Below are 20751 nucleotides of genomic sequence, written 5' to 3'. Positions count from 1 at the left end.
AAGATTATTCTTCCCCAATAACAAGTTAATAAACTGCAGAAAAAAATGTAAATACAAGGTAGAACCATTGGGGTTAGTATAGGTTATATGGACACAACGTAGTTAATCCCTTACAATGTAATTCATGGAAGAATGTGTCCGTTTGGAATGTAAAAACACAAGCAAAAAAATATATTGAATATTTCAAAAAAGTAGTGTATTTAAATCATTCCGGTACCTCTGTGAAAGAATTAAGCAACGAATATGGAGTTATAGGGATGGATACTTATATCTAACTGTAATAAAGGAATTACGCTATATGATTTAAAAAATCCCATTGGGGTATTTATAGAGAAAATTTTTCATTGGTTGCCTCCAACCAAAAACGACTCTAGCCTCATAAAGGAAAAATCCCTTTTTTCTAAAATAGGGATTTTTTAATCATTTCTTTTTAAAAAACTAGGATAGCTAGATAATTTTTTTATGGTATTTGTAATAGGCTTTCTTAAGATATCTTGTTAAAACAGTTTCTATTTCATTTAAAAATGACTCTGAATTCTTTTGACAATTAAACTCAATAAAGGTTCCTTCTATAAGCTCTTGAAAAGTACGAGTTTTATAAAATAATTTATCAAACTTACTATCATAAGAGTTTATACTCATTTTAATTTTATATCCTTTTTCCTTTATTCTTATGGTGAATTCGCCCTTAGAGTATGAAGGATTTGTTAACAAAAACTCTAAAAAGTCTTTGTCAATAATATCAATTTCAATCCATAAGTAAACTAGAGTTTTATTTACTTTTTCTTTCTTATACGTATGGGAAACTGTTAATACCTTTATTTCCCCCCTCTTTCTAAACATTTTTCCCCTCCTAATAATTGAGATTTCCTCAACAAGAGTTTTTCATTTAAATAAAAAACGTTTTCTATTCCCATTTCTCCTTATATTTAAATTGGCTAATAATTTTACCTAAATTATGTCTAGAAAATATTACACCTCTCCACAACTATTGCCCCCATTTCTTTAAATACATTTCTTCACAAATTTATTTAATTCCTACTTGTCTTTGTAACAATGCATGTTCAGTTTAAACTTATTTCTATTAAAAAGGCAGTGATTGAATATTTGACGGTACACAAAAAAGGTTGAGAGGAAAATATCATGGCTGATCCCTTTATATCAAATTTGTCAGGTGCTAATAATTGGATGGTGGCTGTAACATTAAAGGGGAATTCTAAAATATATTCTTATTACTTAAACAATCAAAACGAACTTGTCCTAGAATCTTTCGAAAAGAATGGTGAATAGAGATTTTATTATTAAAGGAATGCTGCCATAATATTATCAACCTTAAGTCATTAATATGTAAAAAAGGATGCACGATAGCAGTACATCCTAACGGAAAAAAGAAATATCCAATAAGATTAATTTAATTATGTTTGTGTGATTATTGAGCATTTAGAAATATATAGCCCTTTATTTAAGGGAAAATGTGATTTAGATTTATTTCCACTGTCTACTTAACTGGGGAAATCCTTATCTCCTAGTGGCTAATATCTTTCTTTAATTAACTATGGTGATAACCCTGGTGTCCCATTCCATAACCTAGTTAGCCCCCATGATAACCTCCGTGTCCCATTCCATAACCTGGATAGCCTCCATGATAACCTCCGTGTCCTATTCCATAACCTGGATAGCCTCCATGATAACCTCCGTGTCCTATTCCATAACCTGGATAGCCTCCATGATAACCTCCGTGTCCCATTCCATAACCCGAATAGCTCCCATGATAGCCTCCGTGTCCCATTCCATAACCTGGATAGCCTCCGTGATAACCTCCGTGTCCCATTCCATAACCTGGATAGCCTCCATGATAACCTCCGTAAACCATTCCACTGTCTATATTCTGTCTTTCCATTAAAACCCCTCCTCTAGATGTATTTCCTAAACATTCTATGTATTATTCACAAGAATGGATAGGTTATTGCCTAGTGCTTGGTGATTTAAGTAATTTCAAAAAGCAAAATAATCACTTTGAATGCCATTATTTGTAAAACACAAACTCTACCTAAAAGGTTTAAGCTATTACTAATTTGGAATCGAACTATAAACTTCCATTAGAATAAAATCTCCATTACTTCTATTATCTGCAGTCTGGTCTCTAGCATGCAAATCATTAAAATGCCACCATTCCGAAGCTAAGGGTGTAAGACCTGCTTCCGTAGCATATTTTTGTAACAACTTAGCTGCATCATTCATTGAAACTGTATATGTTGCATGCTTCCATGCTGTAGCATTACTCGAGGTGACCGGAGTAGTAAATATAGCCGACTTTCCGCTTAACTCATGAATTTGTGAAGGCATCTCATACTCAGTAAATTCCGTAATATTATTTACTTTGTATTCACCTATTAATATTTCTTTTTTTGTAATCACCTTTACTAAACTAATATCTGCTCCATATCCCACTTGATGATTTGAAACACCATCCCTAATAAACCAAGATATTCCCCATGGCGGATCATTAATTCCTTTCATAACTGATGGATCATTTTTGGCTAATTTAGATAACCCTTTGACTACAGCTTTTTGTGTAGAATATGGTCTAAATCCCTCATAAAATTTTAGTGACTTCCCTTCAGACATTGCATTTTGTTGGGCTTTATATATTTTTTTTGACATTGAATATAAAACTGGCATGATAAACTCGTCTTTTTTTAGCCTTTTATTATATGTCTTACCCGAATACAAGGCTATTCCTGTAATATTAGGAATTGCTTTTTCAGAGGAAGTAAATTTTGAAGGATAAGTATTGGTATTATCATAAACAATAGACGGGATGACATCTGGAAGATTAATAAAACAATATTTATTTGGAAACCATCCAGTTATAACTCCCCGTCTAATTAACCACCACTCCCCTTCTTCTCTTAAGATCTCAAAAGCAGTACCTGCTTCAAATAAATTAATAGTATTAGAATCTACATTGGGAGAAGCTTTTAATTCTAAACTAATAGATGTATATCCTGTGGAACCATCAACAGGTAGTTCAAGCTCTCCTTTATATTTAATACCTATTATGTTTTTAGTGTAATTGCTCTTTTTAGAGTTTGAATCATTAGCATTATCTTTTTCATTGGTTGGAGGTGCCTCATTATTAGTAATATTTTCACTATTATTAACACATGCTGTCAATAATACAATTATCATTGATAACAGAAATATAGGCATTTTATTTAATTTTCTATATCTTCTCATGATCACTCTCCTCATAGTTTTATTAAATAGAAATATAATATTTAAAAATATACAATAATAACAAATGAAGTGGATAAAAAAAGTAGAATCCCCATTTGAAAACCTTTAATTTTCTACCTTGCTTACCATTATATAAAGCTAATAACGGAATTACTAATAAGAAACCAAGGCGAAAAACAGAATTGAGCCCTGACGTATAAATGCCAGGAATAGCATATAGAAAAATTCCAATTAATACAAAACTAAGTATCTGTAGCTGAAACCTTCCCCTAAATACACCAAAAAACATTATCCATAGAACACCTATATAATTCCAATCAGCCATCCAGGCAAGGAGACAGCATAAAGCAACAAACAAAACTTTATCAAACACTGATATACTAGGCTTTTGTACAATAGTCAGAGCTACTAGCCCTAAGAATAGAGTCCAAATTACACTTGTTCCTTGAAACCACGAAATCCCAAAATACATAACAAATGGAAAGTGTGAAATAACGGCAAAAATAAATAGTCGTTTTAAATATTTTTTTACGTTTGAAGTATAGAAATACCCTTCGGCTATTAAGTAAAATATTATTGGAGCTGCTAGTCTGCCGATAGTACGTAAAATAAGTTCCAAGGTAGTGCCTGAGGGTACGAAGCCAACTGCGATATGGTCCACAACCATAGAAAGTATAGCTATGAGCTTAAGAACGTTTGAATTAATAAACTTTAAATTTTCACTCTGCATACAATTTACTCCAATTTCCTCTATTAAATTAATTTTCTTATTTGAATTCAAAATAACTATTAGATGTTAAAACTACGTGTTTCACCGGTAAGTATCTATTTTCAAATAAATTTACCAATAAATTATGCAGAATACATGGATAAATCCAATTGGCTAGATTAGAAAAGGAAAATAGGAAAAATATTAGTTTCTTATTCCTATATTTATAAGGTTAAGACCAAATTAGGAAATATCATCAGGAATACCGAACTCACAGAAGTGGAATAACTAAAAAATCATGACTTTAAATTCCTAAGTGAACTTCTAGAAGTAGTTTACTAATTCTTTGGTATGCAACCCGAGTCAATAACTTGATCGTTTGAGATAGATAAGGAATTGAGTAGATAATACTCGGTCATGCTTATCTTTCCATAGCTAAAATGCCTATAATTAAATAAAAAAACACAAAGGGTTTCCCTTTGTGTTTTAAGCACACTTATTTTGCAAACGTGTGATTACCAATTCTTACGGTAACTTCTTTTGTTAGAATCCACTCACTTTTTGCTGTTTGGGGATTGTAAAAATACAGGGATCCACTCCCTTTCCCTCTATATGCTACTGCCTCATCTACTGCTCTATAATCTATAGTGGTTGGATTATTATTTATTTTGCCATTTTGAACTGGAGAAAAAGCATAATAGCCATTTGAACGTTCATAAATTACTTCTCTTATTGTTTTTGGGAAAAGGTCACTATCTACACGATTTAAAACTACAGTCGCTACTGCAACTTTTCCAGCATAAGGTTCTCCTTGTGCTTCGGCAAAAATCAATTGAGCTAATAAAGTTCTTTCACTTGCGGTAATTGGTTCTGGTAAACTTAATCGTTGCCCTACATTCAATTTGTTATCTTTTAAATTATTTGCTATTTGTATAGATCCTATAGGAACTCCACTTTGCTGACTTATTTTCCACAGAGTATCTCCAGATTTTACTGTGTAAAGAGACGCTGCTTCTGTATTTACTCCAAAAAAGGATGACAATAATATTACTAGAAACACAGAATATAAAAATTTATTCGATTTCATATAAACCTCCTAGTATTAATGTCCACAGGAATCATATTATCAACGAAACTATCTATTTACTACCTCCAATATTTTCCCATTCACTTTAAGACGATATTATTAAGGTTTCTTAAATGTGGCACATGTTTCCACTTGAACTATTACACTGAATAAATCAAGAATCTATTATTCTTAATCTTACTTTAAGGAAAGAGCTTGACTCCCCATTTGTTTCCACGCATCTATAAAAGGGCTTAATGGTTCTTTTTTGTTTTTTTCACCACTAATGGGATCATTAAAATATACAAAAGATTCATCATATCCTGTAATTAACACCGAATGTTCTTTATACGTTATTTTAACTTTTCCATTTGGCGTCTCCCATACTTCAAAGGAGGAGTCAGGTAATTTTTTATAGGTTGTATTCGTTATTATCCAAACAGGCCTGTCCATTGAAAGATATAATTTAAGTTCCTCAAACTGTTTTCCTGTTAGATTATCTATTTTGTTTGGTAAATACTCTTCCGCCAACTCTATTATAGGCTTGTGATAAACTCCATAGCCTGGTTTGCTATAAGAATACATGTCTCCAATATATCCATCATTGGGATCTCCCCAATGTATCTTTCCATTTTTAGTTGATAATGGGGTCTTATCTCTTTCTATTTTTTTAGCAAGTTCCATTTTATCTGTTTTAACTTGATAATATTGTAAGAACATTGCTAAACTAGTTACTTCACAGCCCCTAGGTAACTCAGGAAACTGCTTTATTATAGGTGCATCTAGTAAAATTTCCTTCTTAATTGTATCAACTTTTTTAGATGGTTGATTTACTTCCTTAATTATGTCCTTAACTTCTTTAGGCTCTTCTTCTTCCTTTTTTATCATAAATTCCGGTAGTGGTATATCTACAATTATTTCCTTACGTAATATCCTCTTTAGTTTGCCATTATCAATACTAAATAAAGAAAATAATATAATTAGATACAAAGTAGTAAGAGAAATTATAACTATATTAGTTCTTTTTACAAGTAATATTATTAAAACACTTGTAATCAACAAAATTATCATGATTAAGATAATAAACTGAAGTTTCATCACTATTCTCCTAATAACTTAATAATAATAACTTAATGCCTTAGTAGTTTAATTTATAATCAAATTATCAAAAAAGTATGGAGAAAGAAGGTCATCTTAAATCTGCACAATTTCTTCAATAATGACTTCTATAATAGAAAAAAATAATATTCAAGATAAATTAAAAAGGTGTGGAAATGACTGTGTATAAAAGGAGAATTTATAATAATGGACAAATTGCTGTTCCAAAAAAATTACAGCAACAGTTGAACTTTAATGCCGGAGACCTTTTATTTATATATATACTAGACAAATCCATCATAATAAAAGCAAACCATGATAATAAAGATTTAAATCAATGTTATTTAAGTGGAAATCGTATTTCTATACCTAAGGAAATACGAAATATACTAGGAATAACAAGTGAAACACCACTTATTATGGGTATTACAGATGATGAAAATGGAGTTTTTATAGAAATTGAAATGTAATACAATGAATTTTTATCCTTCAATTTTTTCTTAATAATTGAGAAAAACAAAAAAGACCACCTTAAGTGAGTCAATACTAAAGTTGGTCTTTTGTTATATTACAAATATCATCATTTAGGCGAATGTTCATTTAGTTTCCTATGCAATTCCTTATTTTCATTTTCTAATTTAATGATTCTTTCATCTAATTTATTATTATTCCTATTATGATTATGTCCTCCATGACTTTTCATCATAAATAACATCATAATTGGACATATAAGTACTAGCAAAATAGATAACCATTCCATTTTTTATCACTCCTTTGCTTTTTATTAGAATAATGTTAAAACAAGGATTTTTTATCGAGAAATTATGAACATATTTTTAACTTCCATTTTAATATTATTACTCGTTTATAAATGGTAAAAACTAACATTCAATGATAAGAGCAAAATTAAAAGAAGGAGTTAACTTGTATGAAAAAATTGACAATTTTTTATTCAGGCTCTTGTTGAGTAGCTAATTTTAATGTTGATAAATTTTCTCGCATTACAGAAAAGTAATCATCTCCTTTTTTTATTTCTTTATTTGTTAGAACTTCAACGGGATTTAATGTTAAAGATTTTGCCCCAATAGTATCTTTAACTGTTTCTGCTACTTTTGGACTTACTAAAGTTTCAAATAATATATAATTTATTTGCCTTTCATTAGCAAGACTTATTAATTCTTTAAGCTTTTTAGGAGATGGCTCATCGGATGGAGAAATTCCTGTAATCGCTATTTGTTCCAATCCATATCTATTAGTCAAATATCCAAATGCATTGTGCGAAACTATTACTTCTTTTCGACTAGGATTAGTTAGTGCTTCAGTATACTCCGAATTTAATTCATCAAAGTTAACAGCTATTTTGTTAAAGATCTCTTCATAAACAAGTTTTCCATCTGGGTCCAATTTAATTAGCTCTTCCTTAATACCTTCAGCTATTTGCTTAGCTCGTATAGGATCTAGCCAAAAATGAGGATCGTATGTTTTATCTTCCTGTCCTGCTTTATCAACTGGTTCCGTACTCTCACCAGTTTCTCTTAAAGTCAATAAATCAACATATTCACTAGAATTAATAATCTTTGTATCTTTCGTGTCAATACTTTTTATCGTATCTGTTACCCAACTTTCATACCCAGCACCATTGTATATAAATAAATCAACTTCATTTAGATTTGCCAAATCTTTTGGTGATGGTTCATAATCATGTGGCTCAATACCCGATTGCACAAGATTTATAACTTTAGCTCGGTCCCCTGCTATCTTATTTTTAAAATCATATAAAGGGTAAAAGCTGGTCATTATTTTTAAACTTTCAGCAGCAGTTATTTCATTTGTGTTTTTGTTGTTATTACAAGCAGCTAAAAAAATAACCGATACAACAAAAAAGATAAAAATTTTACTTTTAAACGTGGTTTCTCCTCCAAGATTCAATCTTTAAAGTAAGTAATTCTAAAAAAAAACATTAACCTAATTAACACTTCTTTAATCAAGTTAATGTTTAAAATAATTTAATTGTATGATTGGATTGATGATTTATATTGAAATATAATCGAGTGGGTTAACAGCATTCGATTTGGATGCATTCCACTGACCTTTATGAAGTTCAAAATGCAAATGCTGACCAAAAGATTGTCCAGTGTTCCCCATAATTCCTACTTGTTGCCCTTTGGAAACAGATTCCCCTGTCTTAACTACTCTACTATCCATGTGCGCATAAACAGTTGTATAGACCTGACCATTAATTGAGTGAGAGATAAAGACTACATTACCGTAACTTGTGGAATAATAAGATCTACTAACAACCCCATCAGCAGCAGCAACAATTGGCACATCAGCACTGTTAGCAATATCTATACCAGCATGAAACTTGTTCCATCTTTCACCAAGAGTGGATGTTAATCGTCCTTGAGCTGGAGTTGTCCATTCCCCTTTTGAATTTTCAGAAACATTTGTGTTCGATTTAATACTACTAGAAGTACTTTTTGCTTCGTTTTCTTTTTTAGTAGCTACTTGAGCTTTCTTCTCAGATTCTATTTTTATAGCTTTTTCGATAGCTTCCTCTTGAGAATCAAGTAATGAATTTTGTTCTTCTAAACTTAGTTTTTCATTTTCTAAATCTTCTTCTTTAGCCTTTAGAGATCGCATAATATCATCTTTATTTTTCTTTTGTATATCTAATTCGCCTTTTAGTTTCTTTTGAGACTCACCATAATTTTCAAGTTTCACTAACAGAACTATTGCTTCATTTTCCTTATCCTCTAACACTTTCTTATCATCCATATGTTGTTGGATTAAATCCTGATCTGCAGTAATTATGGTTGTTACCGCACCAGCTCTATCTAAAAAATCACTAATACTCTGTGAGCCTATTAAAACATCCAAATAGTTAATAGTCCCAATTTCTTGATAGGATCGAGCCCTCTCCTTTAACAAATCTTCCCGTTGTTTTATTCGTTCCTTAAGAGTTTTTATTTCATCATTTACTTTTTTGATTTTTATATTTGCATTTTTTATATTTTCATCATTTTTGCGTATTTTACTATTCGTTTCTGTTATTAACGTATCTAAACGTTTAATTTCAGCATTTATTTTATCTTGTTCCGTTTTTATGTTATCAAGCTCTTCCTCTGTTTGTTCTAAACCATCTTGGACTTTACTACGATTTTCTTGTATATTGAATTTTTTATTTTGTAAATCTTCCTCAGAAGATGCTAATGCAATAGAAGTTGTATTAGTTAATGCTAATGAGGCAGCAATTCCGAACGTTATGACAGATGTCTTAATCAGTAATTTACTCATTCGTATGTCCTTTCTTTATCAATCTCTAATAACAAGCAAAATTATAACATCACTTTTTGTCGAATTTGGAGATGAAAAATATTACAATTACATTTCATTGTAATATTCTGATAAAATTTAAGGAGTAATTTACCACTAAGAAGTTCATAATAAAACTTTATTCACTATCATAAACGATTGGTGAATTACACATTTAACTTCCTGCATAATTTCTTCATATAATTGAAGTAACATAAAAAATATAATAAAAATTCAGGTGACCTAATGAGAAAACTTTCCATAAAACTAGGAATTCTATTTTTCATAATCATTTTTGGCCTAGAAGCATTTATGTTTTCTTATCTCCATAGTTCTTTAGTTAATGTGAGAATTGAGGAAGAGCTATCCGCTTTACAAGCAAGGGGTAATTCTCATAGAGATATTCTAGAGAAGCATTTTGAAGAAGATTCCATTAGTCACGTTATTTTAATGGAATCAGAAGCTTTAACTGATGTAGTAATTGTTAATCAAAAAGGTGATGTTTTGGGAACATCATTTGACAATAATAATTACAAAAAATATTTAATTCAACAAAAAACGGAACTAAAGAGTGAGGGGAAAGTTGTAGAAGATGACTGGAAAAATAAACCTTACATTATTACTTTAAGTCCAATAATGCAAAAAAATGAAACAATAGGATATGTCTATATGTACCAAGAAACAGCATCCATTCACACTTTAATTGGAAGGTTAAATAAACATTTCGTTCTTGCTGGTATAATTGCCCTTATTTTAACTTTCGTTGTGATTGTACTCCTTACTAGAGCATTGACTAAACCCCTCGTAAAGATGAAGGAAGCGACTTATCAAATAAGTAAAGGGAATTTTTCAGTGGATCTCCCAAAGGCAAGTAATGATGAGTTAGGTGAACTAGCAGTATCCTTAAAAGAATTAGCAAGAGACTTAAATTTCTTAAAAAAAGAGAGAAATGATTTTTTGGCTAGTATTTCTCATGAACTTAGAACGCCGTTAACTTATATAAAGGGTTATGCAGATATTTCTCTTAGAAAAAATATTGAAGAGGAAGAAAAAGAAAAGTACCTTCGAATTATTGTAGAAGAAGCAAATAGACTTTCTACTTTAATAGAGGACTTATTTGAGTTAGCAAAGATTGATAAAAACACATTTCTCATCCAGAAACAACAAATAAATCTATATGAGCTATTAGTGAAATTACAAATAAAAATGTCACCAGCCTTTAAAGAACAAGAAATCGATTTAACAATTAATTGTCCTAGAACTTCTTCTTTACATGGAGACCCAGCGAGAATGGAACAAATAATATTCAACTTATTGGATAATGCTATGAAGTACTCTCCAAAAAACAGTAAAGTAGAAGTTATAGTCAAAGCTAGAAAAAAAGAAACGGAAATAATTATCCATGATAACGGAAACGGAATACCCGAAGAAGATCTTCCTTATATTTTCAATCGATTTTACCGTGTTGACAAGTCAAGAACAAGATCTTTAGGGGGTACTGGACTAGGACTATCCATTGTACAAGAATTGGTTCAAGCACATGAAGGAACAATAAGAGTAGAAAGTAAGCTTAATATCGGAACAACATTTATACTATCTTTTAAGTCGTATGGAGGGGAAGTCAATTGAAACAAATCTTAATTGTAGATGATGAACAACAAATGCTTGATCTAATTGCTCTGTATTTGTCACCATTAGGCTATCACTGCAAAAAAATAAATTCGGCAATTGATGCTTTACTTTATTTAGAATCAAACCCCGTTGATCTTATTTTATTAGATTTAATGATGCCTGATATGAATGGCTGGGAAGCATGTATAGAAATTAAAAAATACTGGGAAACTCCAATAATAATGCTTACTGCAAGAACAGATAAAAAAGATGTTGTTAAAGGGTTAAATACAGGGGCAGATGACTATATATCCAAACCTTTTGATGGTGAGGAACTTGTTGCTAGAATTGAAGCAGTATTAAGAAGAAAAGGTAATAGGTCTGAATTGATAGAGTTTGATGGCTTAGTCTTAGATCAAGAGTCCTTTGATTTACAATACCAGACGAAGAATATTCCTCTAACTCCAAAGGAATTTGCTCTTATGAAACTTTTTCTCCAAAACCTAAATAAAGTATTCACTAGAGACCATCTGATACACTCCATATGGGGACATGGAGTAGAAACTGAAGATAGAACAATAGATTCACACATAAGAAATTTGCGTGACAAACTTAGAAAGGCTGGTTTTCCTTCAGAAGAATACTTATTAACAGTATGGGGTGTTGGATACAAGTGGATTGGAAAAGTATCTGATTGAAGAACATCTTTATAGAGTATTTACCAGGGAACCCCATCGTCATAGCTGCTGTTACTATAATTGCAAATATTATAATAGCAATTTTTGGAGTTATTCCTAGTGCCTTTCTTACTACTATAAATATTATTTATTTTGATTTAAAATTAGCAATTATTATTTCAATAATTGGTGAATCATTAGGTGCTATAGTAAGTTTTATCTTATACCGTAAAGGGTTAAAACGCTTTACCGCTAAGTATAAGATAAAAAGTCACTTCTTAAAAAAGTTACAAAACACAACTGAATTTAATGCCGTAATACTTATAATCCTGTTAAGAATTCTTCCTTTTATTCCTTCAGGTGCCGTGACATTAACAGCAGCAGTAGGTAGCATTAGAATTATCCCGTTTACTATAGCTAGTACAATAGGAAAAATTCCATCGCTTTTAATTGAAGTTTATTCCATTAATAAGGTATTCAATATCAATTTATCTGGATGGAAAGAGACAATAATATATTGCTCAATAATCCTGTTATTAATATATATTTTAAAAGAGTTTAAAAAAAGATAAAGCAATAAGAAAAAAAATGGAGATAAAGACACTTAACATAGAAAAAACAACAAAAAATAGGCTTCTGAAAAACAGGAGCCTATTTTTTGTATATGTTAAATTATCTCACTTTTTCACATTCCTGCCTTCTCTTATACCAGATTAATAGGACAGCGGCAATAAAGAATATCAGAGAAATTACTTGTGCAATACGTAAGTTAGCTGTAAGCATTAAGCTATCCGTTCTTAACCCCTCAACAAAAAACCTCCCAAAAGAATACCACATTATATAACCTAAAAATAGTTCTCCCTTTTTAAGGGTAATAATTCTTCTAATAACAATTAATAAAGTAAAACCAAGAATATTCCATAAGGATTCATACAAAAAAGTAGGATGATAATACGCGCCCTCAATATACATTTGATTAATAATAATATCCGGCAAATTTAAATTCTCCAGAAAATCTCTAGTAACCTTGCCACCGTGAGCTTCCTGGTTCATAAAGTTCCCCCAACGCCCTATTGCCTGACCTAGTATAAGACTAGGTGCTGCTATGTCAGCCAATTGCCAAAAGGATAGACCTTTCTTTTTAGCAAAAAACCAAGCTGTTAATGCCCCTCCAATAATAGCTCCATGTATGGCAATACCACCTTCCCATATTGCAATGATATCCCCTGGATTCTCTGAGTAATATTCCCATTTAAATAAAACATAATAAATTCGGGCACTAAGAATGGAAATCGGTATAGCCCATAATAAAAGATCCGAAAAAGTGTCTTTAGGAAGTCCTTGTCTTTTAGATTCTTTTGTAGCAAGAATCCAACCAAGAAGTAAACCAGCCCCAATGATTATTCCATACCAATAAACAGTGAAATTCCCAAACTCAAAAGCGATTCTATTTAACTGTTGAATGTTCTCCACAAAGATTCACCTCGTTTTAAAATTTTTAAGAATGAGATTTTGTTTCAAATTTCCGGTATTGCCTTTTTCTTTCTAATACAAAGAAAATACGTAATGCCAATTGAAATAACACTTAGCCAGAAAGTAAAATAGCCTATTTGCGGAATATAATTATCCAATACGCTATATCTTGGCATCATATTAAATAGATAATCAATCACATCATTATGAAGAGTCCAAATGGCAGCAACTACTAGATGCCAACCTTTTATTTTATAGAAACTTTTATATAGTAAACCCTGAATTGCCATGGCCCCATGGGAGAAAATCAGCATGTAACTAGACCAATCTAAATATCCTATCTCTATTAGAACTAATACATTCATTACAACTGCCCATATTCCATATTTAAATAACGTTACAATAGCTAGAGCCTCAAACAAAGGTAAATTTGTTCTTAAAATCAAACCAATTAATACAAACACAAAAAACAAACTAGCTGTTGGGCTATCAGGAACAAAAATTAGATATTTATTAGGTGTAATCGATAGTTGACCACCATACCAAATAAATCCATATAACGAGCCTATAATATTGACAACTAATAGAATAAACAACACCTTTTTATCTCTTAATAATAAAGTAAAATTCAAATGTTCTCCGTCCTTTATCGGTTACTATTTTTATTAGCAGTAAAATGCGGCCCTAAAAGGCCGCATTTTATCCTATTTTATAAGATAAATTATTCTGGCTGATTATTTGCATTTTCATCTGGAGTAAAAGATGGCTGAAACCCTTTATATTTAACCATTGTTACCATACCTGCAGAAGCATGATGTAAATCATGGCAGTGGAATAGCCAATTCCCAGGATTATCAGCTTTGAAAGCTATTATATACTCATCTCCAGGTTCTAGATTTACAGTGTCTTTAATAATAGTTGCTCCCTCAAGCTTTTTTCCATTTTTACTTAGAATTTGAAAAGATGTACCATGTAAATGCATAGGATGGTCTTCGCCTTTAGAGTTATTAACAAGCTTTACTTTTACAAGGTCCCCTTCTTTAACTGAAATATTTTCGGTATTCGGAAAAGCCTTTCCATTAATTGTGTAAGCCATATTATTATCTAATACCTCTGTATTTAGGTTCATTGTATATTCAACATCATATTTCTGATTTAAAGTGAACTCACTTTCTTTTGAGGAACCATAATTTGTGTAAGTGAACTCTGGAAGTTCTTTCTCCTGATTCGGTTTATCTGTAGATAAGGAACTTCCTTCATATTGTAGTTTCACTTTCATTCCAGCAGTTCCTTCCATATTTCCATGACACTCCAGATACCACTCCCCTGGGTTATCTGCTACAAACTCTATATCATACCGTTCACCAGGTGAGATAGAGATCAACTGATCTTCTATTTCTTCTGGGTTGGTTATCTCTATTCCATCAACCGCTACTACCTTAAATTTTTGTCCATGCAAATGCATTTTGTGTGTCATATACCCAATATTAGCAAAACGGATTCTTACCTTCTCCCCCTCTTTAACTTTTAAAGGCTCAATACTCTCACCACTTTTTCCATTAATGGTAAAGATGTCATATGCACTCATATCGTCCATCGTCATGCTTTCTCCATCATTACTTTCATCATCATCCATATTCATACCTTCCATTTCATCACTTTCACCCATATCCATGCCTTCCATATCACTCATATCCATACCTTCCTCTGGATTACTCATCCATTCGTCAAGCATTAACGTGTAATCACGATCGTATGTTTTTTCTTTAGGTTCTACAATAAAAGCACCATAAAGTCCCTTATCCAGTTGATTAACACCGTCTTGATGAGTGTGATACATATAAGTTCCAGGATTTTGAGGTGTGAACTCATAGGTAAACGTCTCCCCTGGTTGTACAGCATTTTGAGTAACACCTGGAATACCATCCATATTATTTGGGAGAACAAGTCCATGCCAATGTATAGTTACTGGATCGGCTAATTCATTTTTTAAGTTAATTTTTACTTTCTCCCCTTGCAAAACACGTATTTGAGAACCTGGAACCGAACCATTAAAAGTCCAAGCATCTACACTGACTTCTTTTGTCAATTGATGCTTTGCTTCTTTCGCGACAATAGTAAACTCGTTCCCTTTTAAGATTTCAGGTTCAGTTGTTTCTTCTGTGGTAATCTTCTCAGGCTGATTTTCAACATCTGCTCGATTTGTATTTTCGTTTTGTTTATTTGAGCATGCCGAAAGAATTAACAATATAAATCCAATTAATGCTATTATTTTTAATTTCATTCTCTCTCCTCACTTTCATGAATATCATATTAAAAATAATTGGAGATTTTATGCATTTTATATGAACAAAAGTTCATAAATTTTAACGTTTTAACCTAACAAAAACTAGAACGTATTGGTAGAAATAAATCTGCAACAACAATAAACAGTAGTTACTTAAATAAAACAAAGAACCTGCAAGATATTTGCAGGTTCTTTTATCAACTTATCTAATAGGTTTCCATCTACGGAGGAATAATGTATTTCCTACAACAGATACGGAGCTAAAAGCCATAGCACCACCGGCAAGTATTGGATTTAATAAACCAATAGCTGCAACAGGGATGAGGATGATATTATATGCAAATGCCCAAAACAAATTCTGGCGTATCTTTCGCATCGTTGATTTCGAAAGAAGAATTATATCGACTATCCCCATCAAATCTCCCCGCATTAAGGTAATATCAGCAGCCTCCATTGCAACATCAGTACCAGTCCCAATTGCAATTCCTACATCAGCCGAAGCAAGTGCGGGAGCATCATTAATTCCATCTCCAACCATTGCAACTACCTTTCCTTCTTGCTTCAGTTTTTCTACTTCGGCAGATTTGTCTTCTGGCAGAACTTCCGCAAGTACTCGGTCCACACCAACTTGCTTGGCAATAGCTTCTGCTGTAAGTTGGTTGTCCCCAGTAATCATGATGACCTCAATACCTAGTTGCTTTAGAGCCTTAATAGCATCTGAAGATGTTTCTTTAACAGTATCTGCCACAGCAATTATGGCTACTAGACTTTCATCAATAGCCATAAGCATAGCAGTTTTTCCCTCACCCTCGAATTTTTCCATAGTATCAATAGAAGAACTAATATTCACCTTATTTTGAGCCATAAGCTTTTTATTACCGATTAAAATCCTTTGATTATTGATACTAACCTCAATCCCATGCCCCGGTATAGCTTTAAAGTTAGTTGCATTTAATAAATTTAACCCTTTATCAGACGCACTGTTTACAATAGCTTCACCAAGTGGATGTTCTGAACCTTTTTCTGCAGTTGCAGCAATTTGTAAAATTTCATCTTGAGAAAGATTTCCGAAGGGAACAATATCTGTTACATCAGGTTCGCCCTTTGTAATAGTACCGGTTTTATCTAACACAACTGTTGTTACACGCTGTGAGTTTTGTAGATGTTCTGCACCTTTTATAAGTAATCCATTTTCAGCCCCTTTACCTGTCCCTACCATCACAGCTGTTGGTGTGGCTAATCCTAAAGCACATGGACATGCGATAACTAATACTGCAATTGTACTAACTAATGCTGGGGTAAATCCAAGAAGTACGAATGTAATACCAAATGTCGCTAAAGCTATTACAATTACAATTGGTACAAATACTGCTGATATTTTATCTGCAACTTGCTGAATTGGCGCTTTTGATCCTTGGGCTTCTTCAACTAGTTTAATTATTTGCGAAAGAGCAGTATCTTTTCCAACTTTAGTTGCCTGGAATTTAAACGAACCATGTTTATTCATGGTAGCACCAATAACATTATCTCCAGCTTTCTTACCAACAGGCATGCTTTCTCCTGTTAACATAGATTCATCAACTGTAGTATTTCCTTCTATAATTATTCCGTCAACTGGTATCTTTTCGCCTGCCCTAACGAAAATAATATCTTCTGTTTGAACATCTTCTAGTGGTATATCCACTTCCATACCATTACGGATAACTCTAGCTGTCTTTGCCTGTAAACCCATTAATTTTTTTATAGCCTCAGAAGTTTGACCTTTTGCCCTTATTTCCAGTAGCTTTCCTAAAACAATTAGAGTCATAACCACAGCTGCTGCTTCAAAATAAAGAAATTGCCCAGTCCCCATTATGGTAACAACTAAACTGTATAAATAGGCCGCTGATGTTCCTAGCACTACTAATACAGCCATATTTGCGCTACCTCCTCGAACTGAATTATAAGCATCGCGGTAATAATGACCACCAACATAAAATTGAACTACTGTAGCTAGTAAAAATTGAATCCAAGGATTTAAGTGGAAAAATCCTCCATTTCCGTACTCCATCATAAAATCTGATATCATCATGATTAAGAAAGGTATAGATAAAATAGCACCAACAATAAATTTTATTTTTTGTTTTCTATATGCTTTTTCTCGAGCACTTTGTTCATAATCCCCATCATTTTCACTAATTAATTTTGCATCATAGCCAGCTTTCTTTACTACATTAACTAATTGATCTACATTGGTACTTCCCGGAATATATTCAACACTGGCCTTCTCTGTTGCAAGATTAACAGTAGCATTTTTCACTCCGTCTACCTTATTTAATACTTTTTCAATACGAGTAGCACAAGCGGCGCATGTCATACCTATGATATTTAAATTTACTTTTTCTTGTTCAACCCCATACCCTGTTTTGTTAACTTTTTCAATTATTTCCTCAATTGAAACTTGTGATGGATTATAGGTCACTGCTGCTTTTTCCGTAGCTAGATTTACATTTGCTTGTTGAACGCCTTGCACTTTTGATATGTTTTTTTCAATACGAGTTGCGCATGCTGCACATGTCATTCCAGTAATATTTAGTGAAACATTTTCACTAGTATTAGGTTTTGGTTGTGCTAATGAACCATTATCTGTTGACATTTTATACCCTCCTATAACTTTCATTTACAGTTATAAAATCCTTTATTAATTTGACCCAAAAAAGGTTTTATATTCTCATCTTAATCCGCAAAACACATACCCCCTATAGGTATATTTATTTTATAAAGAGAGGGCAACGTTATTTTTAAACGTTCGCCCTTGTTAGTATTACTGTACTTCGTAACCCTGATCATCAATTGTTTCTTTAATTTTATCTAATGTAACTACCTCTTTATCAAACTCTACAAGTACAGATCCGGCTCCAAGATCAACTTTTACATTTGATACGCCATCAATCTTACCTACACTACCTTCGATTGAGTTTACGCAATGATTACAAGACATACCCTGTACGTTCAATTTTACTTTTTCCATAATTATCTTCTCCCTTATTTTTTCATTAGTTTTTGTATTGTTACTAAAACTTCATCTAATACTTCTAAGTCACCTTCTTGTATTCGCTCAACAACGCACTCTTTCAGGTGACCCTCCAGTAAAATCTTTGCAACGCTATTTATAGCAGCTTGTGTAGCAGATATCTGTGTTATGACATCATCACAATAAGTATCTTTCTCTATTAATCCTTTTATACCTCGTATTTGACCTTCAATCCGATTTAACCTAGTTATAAGGTTTTGTTTGACCTTATTGGAGTGATGGCTTTTTCGATCACTTGAAGTGGAACAATGAGTTTCCTCTAAAGACTCATCATTATCTAAAAAAGATGTCATTAATACATTCACCTCCACAAACAAAGTATACTATACCCCCGCACCCTATGTAAAGCCTAAAGTTAATTTTTTTCTTCTATTTATTAGCTGGTCATACCCAAGGATTTTTTTCAGCTTTGTCTTTGTAATAAGATTTTATAGAAGAATAAGTCACATATAACTCGCTTGTTTTGAAAAGGATTTAAAGGGTACTGTAGCAAACGTACGTATGAAATAAACCTAAAGTAACCTAAGCATACCCTTTTTCAGATTTTTAATTAAGTTACTTAAGATCACGTGTATATGGTTACTTAATATTTCTGATGACCATCACATTTTGTTGTGATTATATCCGATTACTATATTCCTATCTTCATTCATTTCCTTACATACATATTCTTCTTCAAAAACCTGTACATCCTTGTTATTTTTAGAAATCACTATATTGTCTGGAATATCGACTAAATTCCAATTTTTATCTAACTTATAATTATTTCTTATAAGAATTACTTCTTTTACTTTTTCTTTACTATCCACCACGGATTTTTTTTTTTCATTTTTCGTGGTTATACATGCTGCTAAGATAAGGATGATTAAAGAAAGGAATGTTGTTTTTACTGCCAATTTGAAATTCATTCTCTTTTCTCCATTCCATTGTTCTAGTGGTTAATATAAATTAAAATTTTGGAGAAAGTGTGGATTTTTAATCTTTACACCAAATTTATATGTTTATAATAATCACCCGCACAATTAGTACTGGAAATATATTTAATTATTTACTTCCTCTACTTGTTTATAATATTCACTAAACACCTCTGCAAATTTTTCAACCGTATTTGAAAGTTCCTTCTGTGTATTATCCACCCCACCAAATTCCAGGAGAATAGAATTACTTGATAAATCTTGATTATAAACTCCATTACCTTCATCTTTACTTTTCACAAAAACTCCTCTACTAATCCCAGGAATTTTATTTTCTAATCTTTCGTTTAAATCTTTGGCCAATTTAAGATTTCGTTCATAGTTTTTATTTTCCTTTCCAACTACAAAGAATAATCTTGCATATTCGAGCCCATCATAATTTAATGTAGTAATTTTTCTTGCCTGTGAATCCCTATGTATATCAATAAGGTAAACTAAAGAGTTTTCCTTGGCAGTTGCTTCTTGAACGATTTCTCTTGTTAAACTATAAGATTGTGAATAACCCCAACCCTTCTTTTTAAGTTCGGCAGTTACATTGGTAGTACTATGTTCAGTCCCTATACCTCTCTCTAGTAATTCATTCTGTAATTGGGTACCCACTTGAATTACATTTCTAGTTTCATCTAAGCTAGACGCCTGATTAGGATTTGTCACCCCTGAAAGTTGTGGTAAAAAAGCTTCCCAACTATGAGTATGATATATATAAACAACCTTCTTATCAGTGGTATCCTTCTTTGGGGTTTCAATTTTCTCTTCATTAGAACTGCTATTTTTATTACTGTCATTTAAAAGAATGGCATCGTTTGGAGGTGGAGACTCAATTGGCAATGTTGCTAAATTGGTTCCTTTCCCTGCAATAGCTATCTCTGTATTAAATTGCGAAAATCCTACTAATTCTCTTCCTAAAAAGGTTCTAATATCATTTGGCCAAATATTTGAAGTAACCCAAACCACACCGTTTAAAATGGATGGTTTTACTATTTCTTTGTTCACATCTGATAAATTAAATTGTACAATTTCATTTGCTAATAAAGAGGAAAGCATATCTGCATCTAGTTGCTTTGTAGAGGTTGATACAATATCTGAAGAAAGCTTGATATCTAATTTCAGATAATTTATTAGAAAAATACTAAAATACATCACTAAAATAATAGCTAGTAGATAACCATTTACTTTTCGAATCATATTAGACCTCCTTATTAGATAGTGTTATCTACATATTTATATG

Annotated in this window: 21 protein-coding genes; 4 read left to right on the top strand and 17 right to left on the bottom strand. The window is 32.0% G+C overall.

Features of this window, described 5'->3' with window-relative positions:
- Positions 1-447 precede the first annotated feature (447 nt).
- From MKX82_RS28015 to MKX82_RS27990, 6 genes are all read right to left on the bottom strand, one after another.
- Positions 448-843 (bottom strand): hypothetical protein, encoded by a 396-nt coding sequence (locus tag MKX82_RS28015; protein WP_341081935.1) that lies wholly within the window; start codon positions 841-843, stop codon positions 448-450.
- Between the two features lie 748 nt (positions 844-1591).
- The gene (locus MKX82_RS28010; RefSeq protein ID WP_341081932.1) at positions 1592-1900 is read right to left on the bottom strand and encodes a hypothetical protein; all 309 of its coding nucleotides are present in this window, start codon (positions 1898-1900) and stop codon (positions 1592-1594) included.
- A gap of 170 nt (positions 1901-2070) precedes the next feature.
- Positions 2071-3240 carry a hypothetical protein gene (locus MKX82_RS28005; protein WP_341081931.1) on the bottom strand — a complete coding sequence of 390 codons (1170 nt, stop codon included), beginning with the start codon at positions 3238-3240 and terminating at the stop codon, positions 2071-2073.
- Between the two features lie 22 nt (positions 3241-3262).
- On the bottom strand, positions 3263-3970 hold the full coding sequence (locus MKX82_RS28000; RefSeq protein ID WP_341081930.1) for a TraX family protein: 708 nt from the start codon (positions 3968-3970) through the stop codon (positions 3263-3265).
- Positions 3971-4445: 475 nt separating this feature from the next.
- Positions 4446-5036 (bottom strand): cell wall hydrolase, encoded by a 591-nt coding sequence (locus MKX82_RS27995; RefSeq protein WP_341081927.1) that lies wholly within the window; start codon positions 5034-5036, stop codon positions 4446-4448.
- Positions 5037-5213: 177 nt separating this feature from the next.
- Positions 5214-6113 carry a C39 family peptidase gene (locus MKX82_RS27990; RefSeq protein WP_341081925.1) on the bottom strand — a complete coding sequence of 300 codons (900 nt, stop codon included), beginning with the start codon at positions 6111-6113 and terminating at the stop codon, positions 5214-5216.
- 176 nt (positions 6114-6289) lie between these two features.
- Here MKX82_RS27990 and MKX82_RS27985 point away from each other — a divergent pair, with 176 nt between their 5' ends.
- Positions 6290-6583 carry an AbrB/MazE/SpoVT family DNA-binding domain-containing protein gene (locus MKX82_RS27985; RefSeq protein ID WP_341081923.1) on the top strand — a complete coding sequence of 98 codons (294 nt, stop codon included), beginning with the start codon at positions 6290-6292 and terminating at the stop codon, positions 6581-6583.
- Between the two features lie 110 nt (positions 6584-6693).
- Here the strand turns inward: MKX82_RS27985 and MKX82_RS27980 are convergent, their stop codons facing one another.
- The 3 genes from MKX82_RS27980 to MKX82_RS27970 all read right to left on the bottom strand — a co-directional run bounded on the left by MKX82_RS27980 (position 6694) and on the right by MKX82_RS27970 (position 9410).
- Positions 6694-6873, bottom strand: a complete 180-nt coding sequence (locus tag MKX82_RS27980; protein ID WP_341081921.1) for a DUF2933 domain-containing protein — start codon at positions 6871-6873, stop codon at positions 6694-6696.
- 188 nt (positions 6874-7061) lie between these two features.
- The gene (locus tag MKX82_RS27975) at positions 7062-8042 is read right to left on the bottom strand and encodes a metal ABC transporter solute-binding protein, Zn/Mn family (RefSeq protein WP_341081920.1); all 981 of its coding nucleotides are present in this window, start codon (positions 8040-8042) and stop codon (positions 7062-7064) included.
- Positions 8043-8144: 102 nt separating this feature from the next.
- The gene (locus MKX82_RS27970) at positions 8145-9410 is read right to left on the bottom strand and encodes a murein hydrolase activator EnvC family protein (RefSeq protein ID WP_341081919.1); all 1266 of its coding nucleotides are present in this window, start codon (positions 9408-9410) and stop codon (positions 8145-8147) included.
- A 264-nt stretch (positions 9411-9674) separates the two neighbouring features.
- Here MKX82_RS27970 and MKX82_RS27965 point away from each other — a divergent pair, with 264 nt between their 5' ends.
- The 3 genes from MKX82_RS27965 to MKX82_RS27955 are packed head-to-tail and all read left to right on the top strand — an operon-like array spanning position 9675 to position 12288.
- A complete protein-coding gene (locus MKX82_RS27965; protein WP_341081918.1) occupies positions 9675-11057 on the top strand; it encodes a sensor histidine kinase in 1383 nt (460 codons plus the stop codon).
- Complete coding sequence (locus MKX82_RS27960) at positions 11054-11737, top strand: response regulator transcription factor (RefSeq protein ID WP_341081917.1); 684 nt, start codon at positions 11054-11056, stop codon at positions 11735-11737. The genes MKX82_RS27965 and MKX82_RS27960 overlap by 4 nt, the downstream gene beginning before the upstream one ends.
- Positions 11734-12288: a TVP38/TMEM64 family protein gene (locus MKX82_RS27955; protein ID WP_341081915.1), complete on the top strand. Its 555-nt coding sequence runs from the start codon at positions 11734-11736 to the stop codon at positions 12286-12288. Before MKX82_RS27960 ends, MKX82_RS27955 begins: the two co-directional genes overlap by 4 nt.
- 100 nt (positions 12289-12388) lie before the next feature.
- Here the strand turns inward: MKX82_RS27955 and lgt are convergent, their stop codons facing one another.
- The 8 genes from lgt to spoIIP all read right to left on the bottom strand — a co-directional run bounded on the left by lgt (position 12389) and on the right by spoIIP (position 20708).
- Positions 12389-13189: a prolipoprotein diacylglyceryl transferase gene (lgt, locus tag MKX82_RS27950; protein WP_341081913.1), complete on the bottom strand. Its 801-nt coding sequence runs from the start codon at positions 13187-13189 to the stop codon at positions 12389-12391.
- 44 nt (positions 13190-13233) lie between these two features.
- Entirely contained in the window at positions 13234-13821 is a 588-nt protein-coding gene (locus tag MKX82_RS27945; RefSeq protein WP_341081911.1) for a DUF1405 domain-containing protein, read from the bottom strand.
- An 89-nt stretch (positions 13822-13910) separates the two neighbouring features.
- Positions 13911-15473 (bottom strand): multicopper oxidase family protein, encoded by a 1563-nt coding sequence (locus MKX82_RS27940; RefSeq protein WP_341081908.1) that lies wholly within the window; start codon positions 15471-15473, stop codon positions 13911-13913.
- A gap of 205 nt (positions 15474-15678) precedes the next feature.
- Positions 15679-18111 carry a heavy metal translocating P-type ATPase gene (locus tag MKX82_RS27935; RefSeq protein ID WP_341081906.1) on the bottom strand — a complete coding sequence of 811 codons (2433 nt, stop codon included), beginning with the start codon at positions 18109-18111 and terminating at the stop codon, positions 15679-15681.
- Between the two features lie 168 nt (positions 18112-18279).
- On the bottom strand, positions 18280-18486 hold the full coding sequence (gene copZ, locus MKX82_RS27930; RefSeq protein WP_341081903.1) for a copper chaperone CopZ: 207 nt from the start codon (positions 18484-18486) through the stop codon (positions 18280-18282).
- A gap of 14 nt (positions 18487-18500) precedes the next feature.
- Positions 18501-18842 (bottom strand): metal-sensitive transcriptional regulator, encoded by a 342-nt coding sequence (locus MKX82_RS27925; protein ID WP_127739845.1) that lies wholly within the window; start codon positions 18840-18842, stop codon positions 18501-18503.
- Positions 18843-19151: 309 nt separating this feature from the next.
- Complete coding sequence (locus MKX82_RS27920; RefSeq protein WP_341081900.1) at positions 19152-19457, bottom strand: hypothetical protein; 306 nt, start codon at positions 19455-19457, stop codon at positions 19152-19154.
- Positions 19458-19589: 132 nt separating this feature from the next.
- Entirely contained in the window at positions 19590-20708 is a 1119-nt protein-coding gene (gene spoIIP, locus MKX82_RS27915; protein WP_341081898.1) for a stage II sporulation protein P, read from the bottom strand.
- Between the last annotated feature and the right edge of the window lie 43 nt (positions 20709-20751).

This window comes from Niallia sp. FSL R7-0271, assembly GCF_038005785.1.
In the GTDB taxonomy this organism is placed as follows: Bacteria; Bacillota; Bacilli; order Bacillales; family Cytobacillaceae; genus Niallia.
The sequence above is the reverse complement of the archived record's forward strand: the minus strand, read 5'-3'. Positions and strand labels throughout refer to the sequence as shown.

Coding starts and splice junctions, on each gene's coding strand:
- MKX82_RS28015 (WP_341081935.1), bottom strand. CDS start 843: ATGTTTAGAAAGAGGGGGGAAATAAAGGTATTAACAGTTTCCCATACG.
- MKX82_RS28010 (WP_341081932.1), bottom strand. CDS start 1,900: ATGGAAAGACAGAATATAGACAGTGGAATGGTTTACGGAGGTTATCAT.
- MKX82_RS28005 (WP_341081931.1), bottom strand. CDS start 3,240: ATGAGAAGATATAGAAAATTAAATAAAATGCCTATATTTCTGTTATCA.
- MKX82_RS28000 (WP_341081930.1), bottom strand. CDS start 3,970: ATGCAGAGTGAAAATTTAAAGTTTATTAATTCAAACGTTCTTAAGCTC.
- MKX82_RS27995 (WP_341081927.1), bottom strand. CDS start 5,036: ATGAAATCGAATAAATTTTTATATTCTGTGTTTCTAGTAATATTATTG.
- MKX82_RS27990 (WP_341081925.1), bottom strand. CDS start 6,113: ATGAAACTTCAGTTTATTATCTTAATCATGATAATTTTGTTGATTACA.
- MKX82_RS27985 (WP_341081923.1), top strand. CDS start 6,290: ATGACTGTGTATAAAAGGAGAATTTATAATAATGGACAAATTGCTGTT.
- MKX82_RS27980 (WP_341081921.1), bottom strand. CDS start 6,873: ATGGAATGGTTATCTATTTTGCTAGTACTTATATGTCCAATTATGATG.
- MKX82_RS27970 (WP_341081919.1), bottom strand. CDS start 9,410: ATGAGTAAATTACTGATTAAGACATCTGTCATAACGTTCGGAATTGCT.
- MKX82_RS27965 (WP_341081918.1), top strand. CDS start 9,675: ATGAGAAAACTTTCCATAAAACTAGGAATTCTATTTTTCATAATCATT.
- MKX82_RS27940 (WP_341081908.1), bottom strand. CDS start 15,473: ATGAAATTAAAAATAATAGCATTAATTGGATTTATATTGTTAATTCTT.
- MKX82_RS27935 (WP_341081906.1), bottom strand. CDS start 18,111: ATGTCAACAGATAATGGTTCATTAGCACAACCAAAACCTAATACTAGT.
- copZ (WP_341081903.1), bottom strand. CDS start 18,486: ATGGAAAAAGTAAAATTGAACGTACAGGGTATGTCTTGTAATCATTGC.
- MKX82_RS27925 (WP_127739845.1), bottom strand. CDS start 18,842: ATGACATCTTTTTTAGATAATGATGAGTCTTTAGAGGAAACTCATTGT.
- MKX82_RS27920 (WP_341081900.1), bottom strand. CDS start 19,457: ATGAATTTCAAATTGGCAGTAAAAACAACATTCCTTTCTTTAATCATC.
- spoIIP (WP_341081898.1), bottom strand. CDS start 20,708: ATGATTCGAAAAGTAAATGGTTATCTACTAGCTATTATTTTAGTGATG.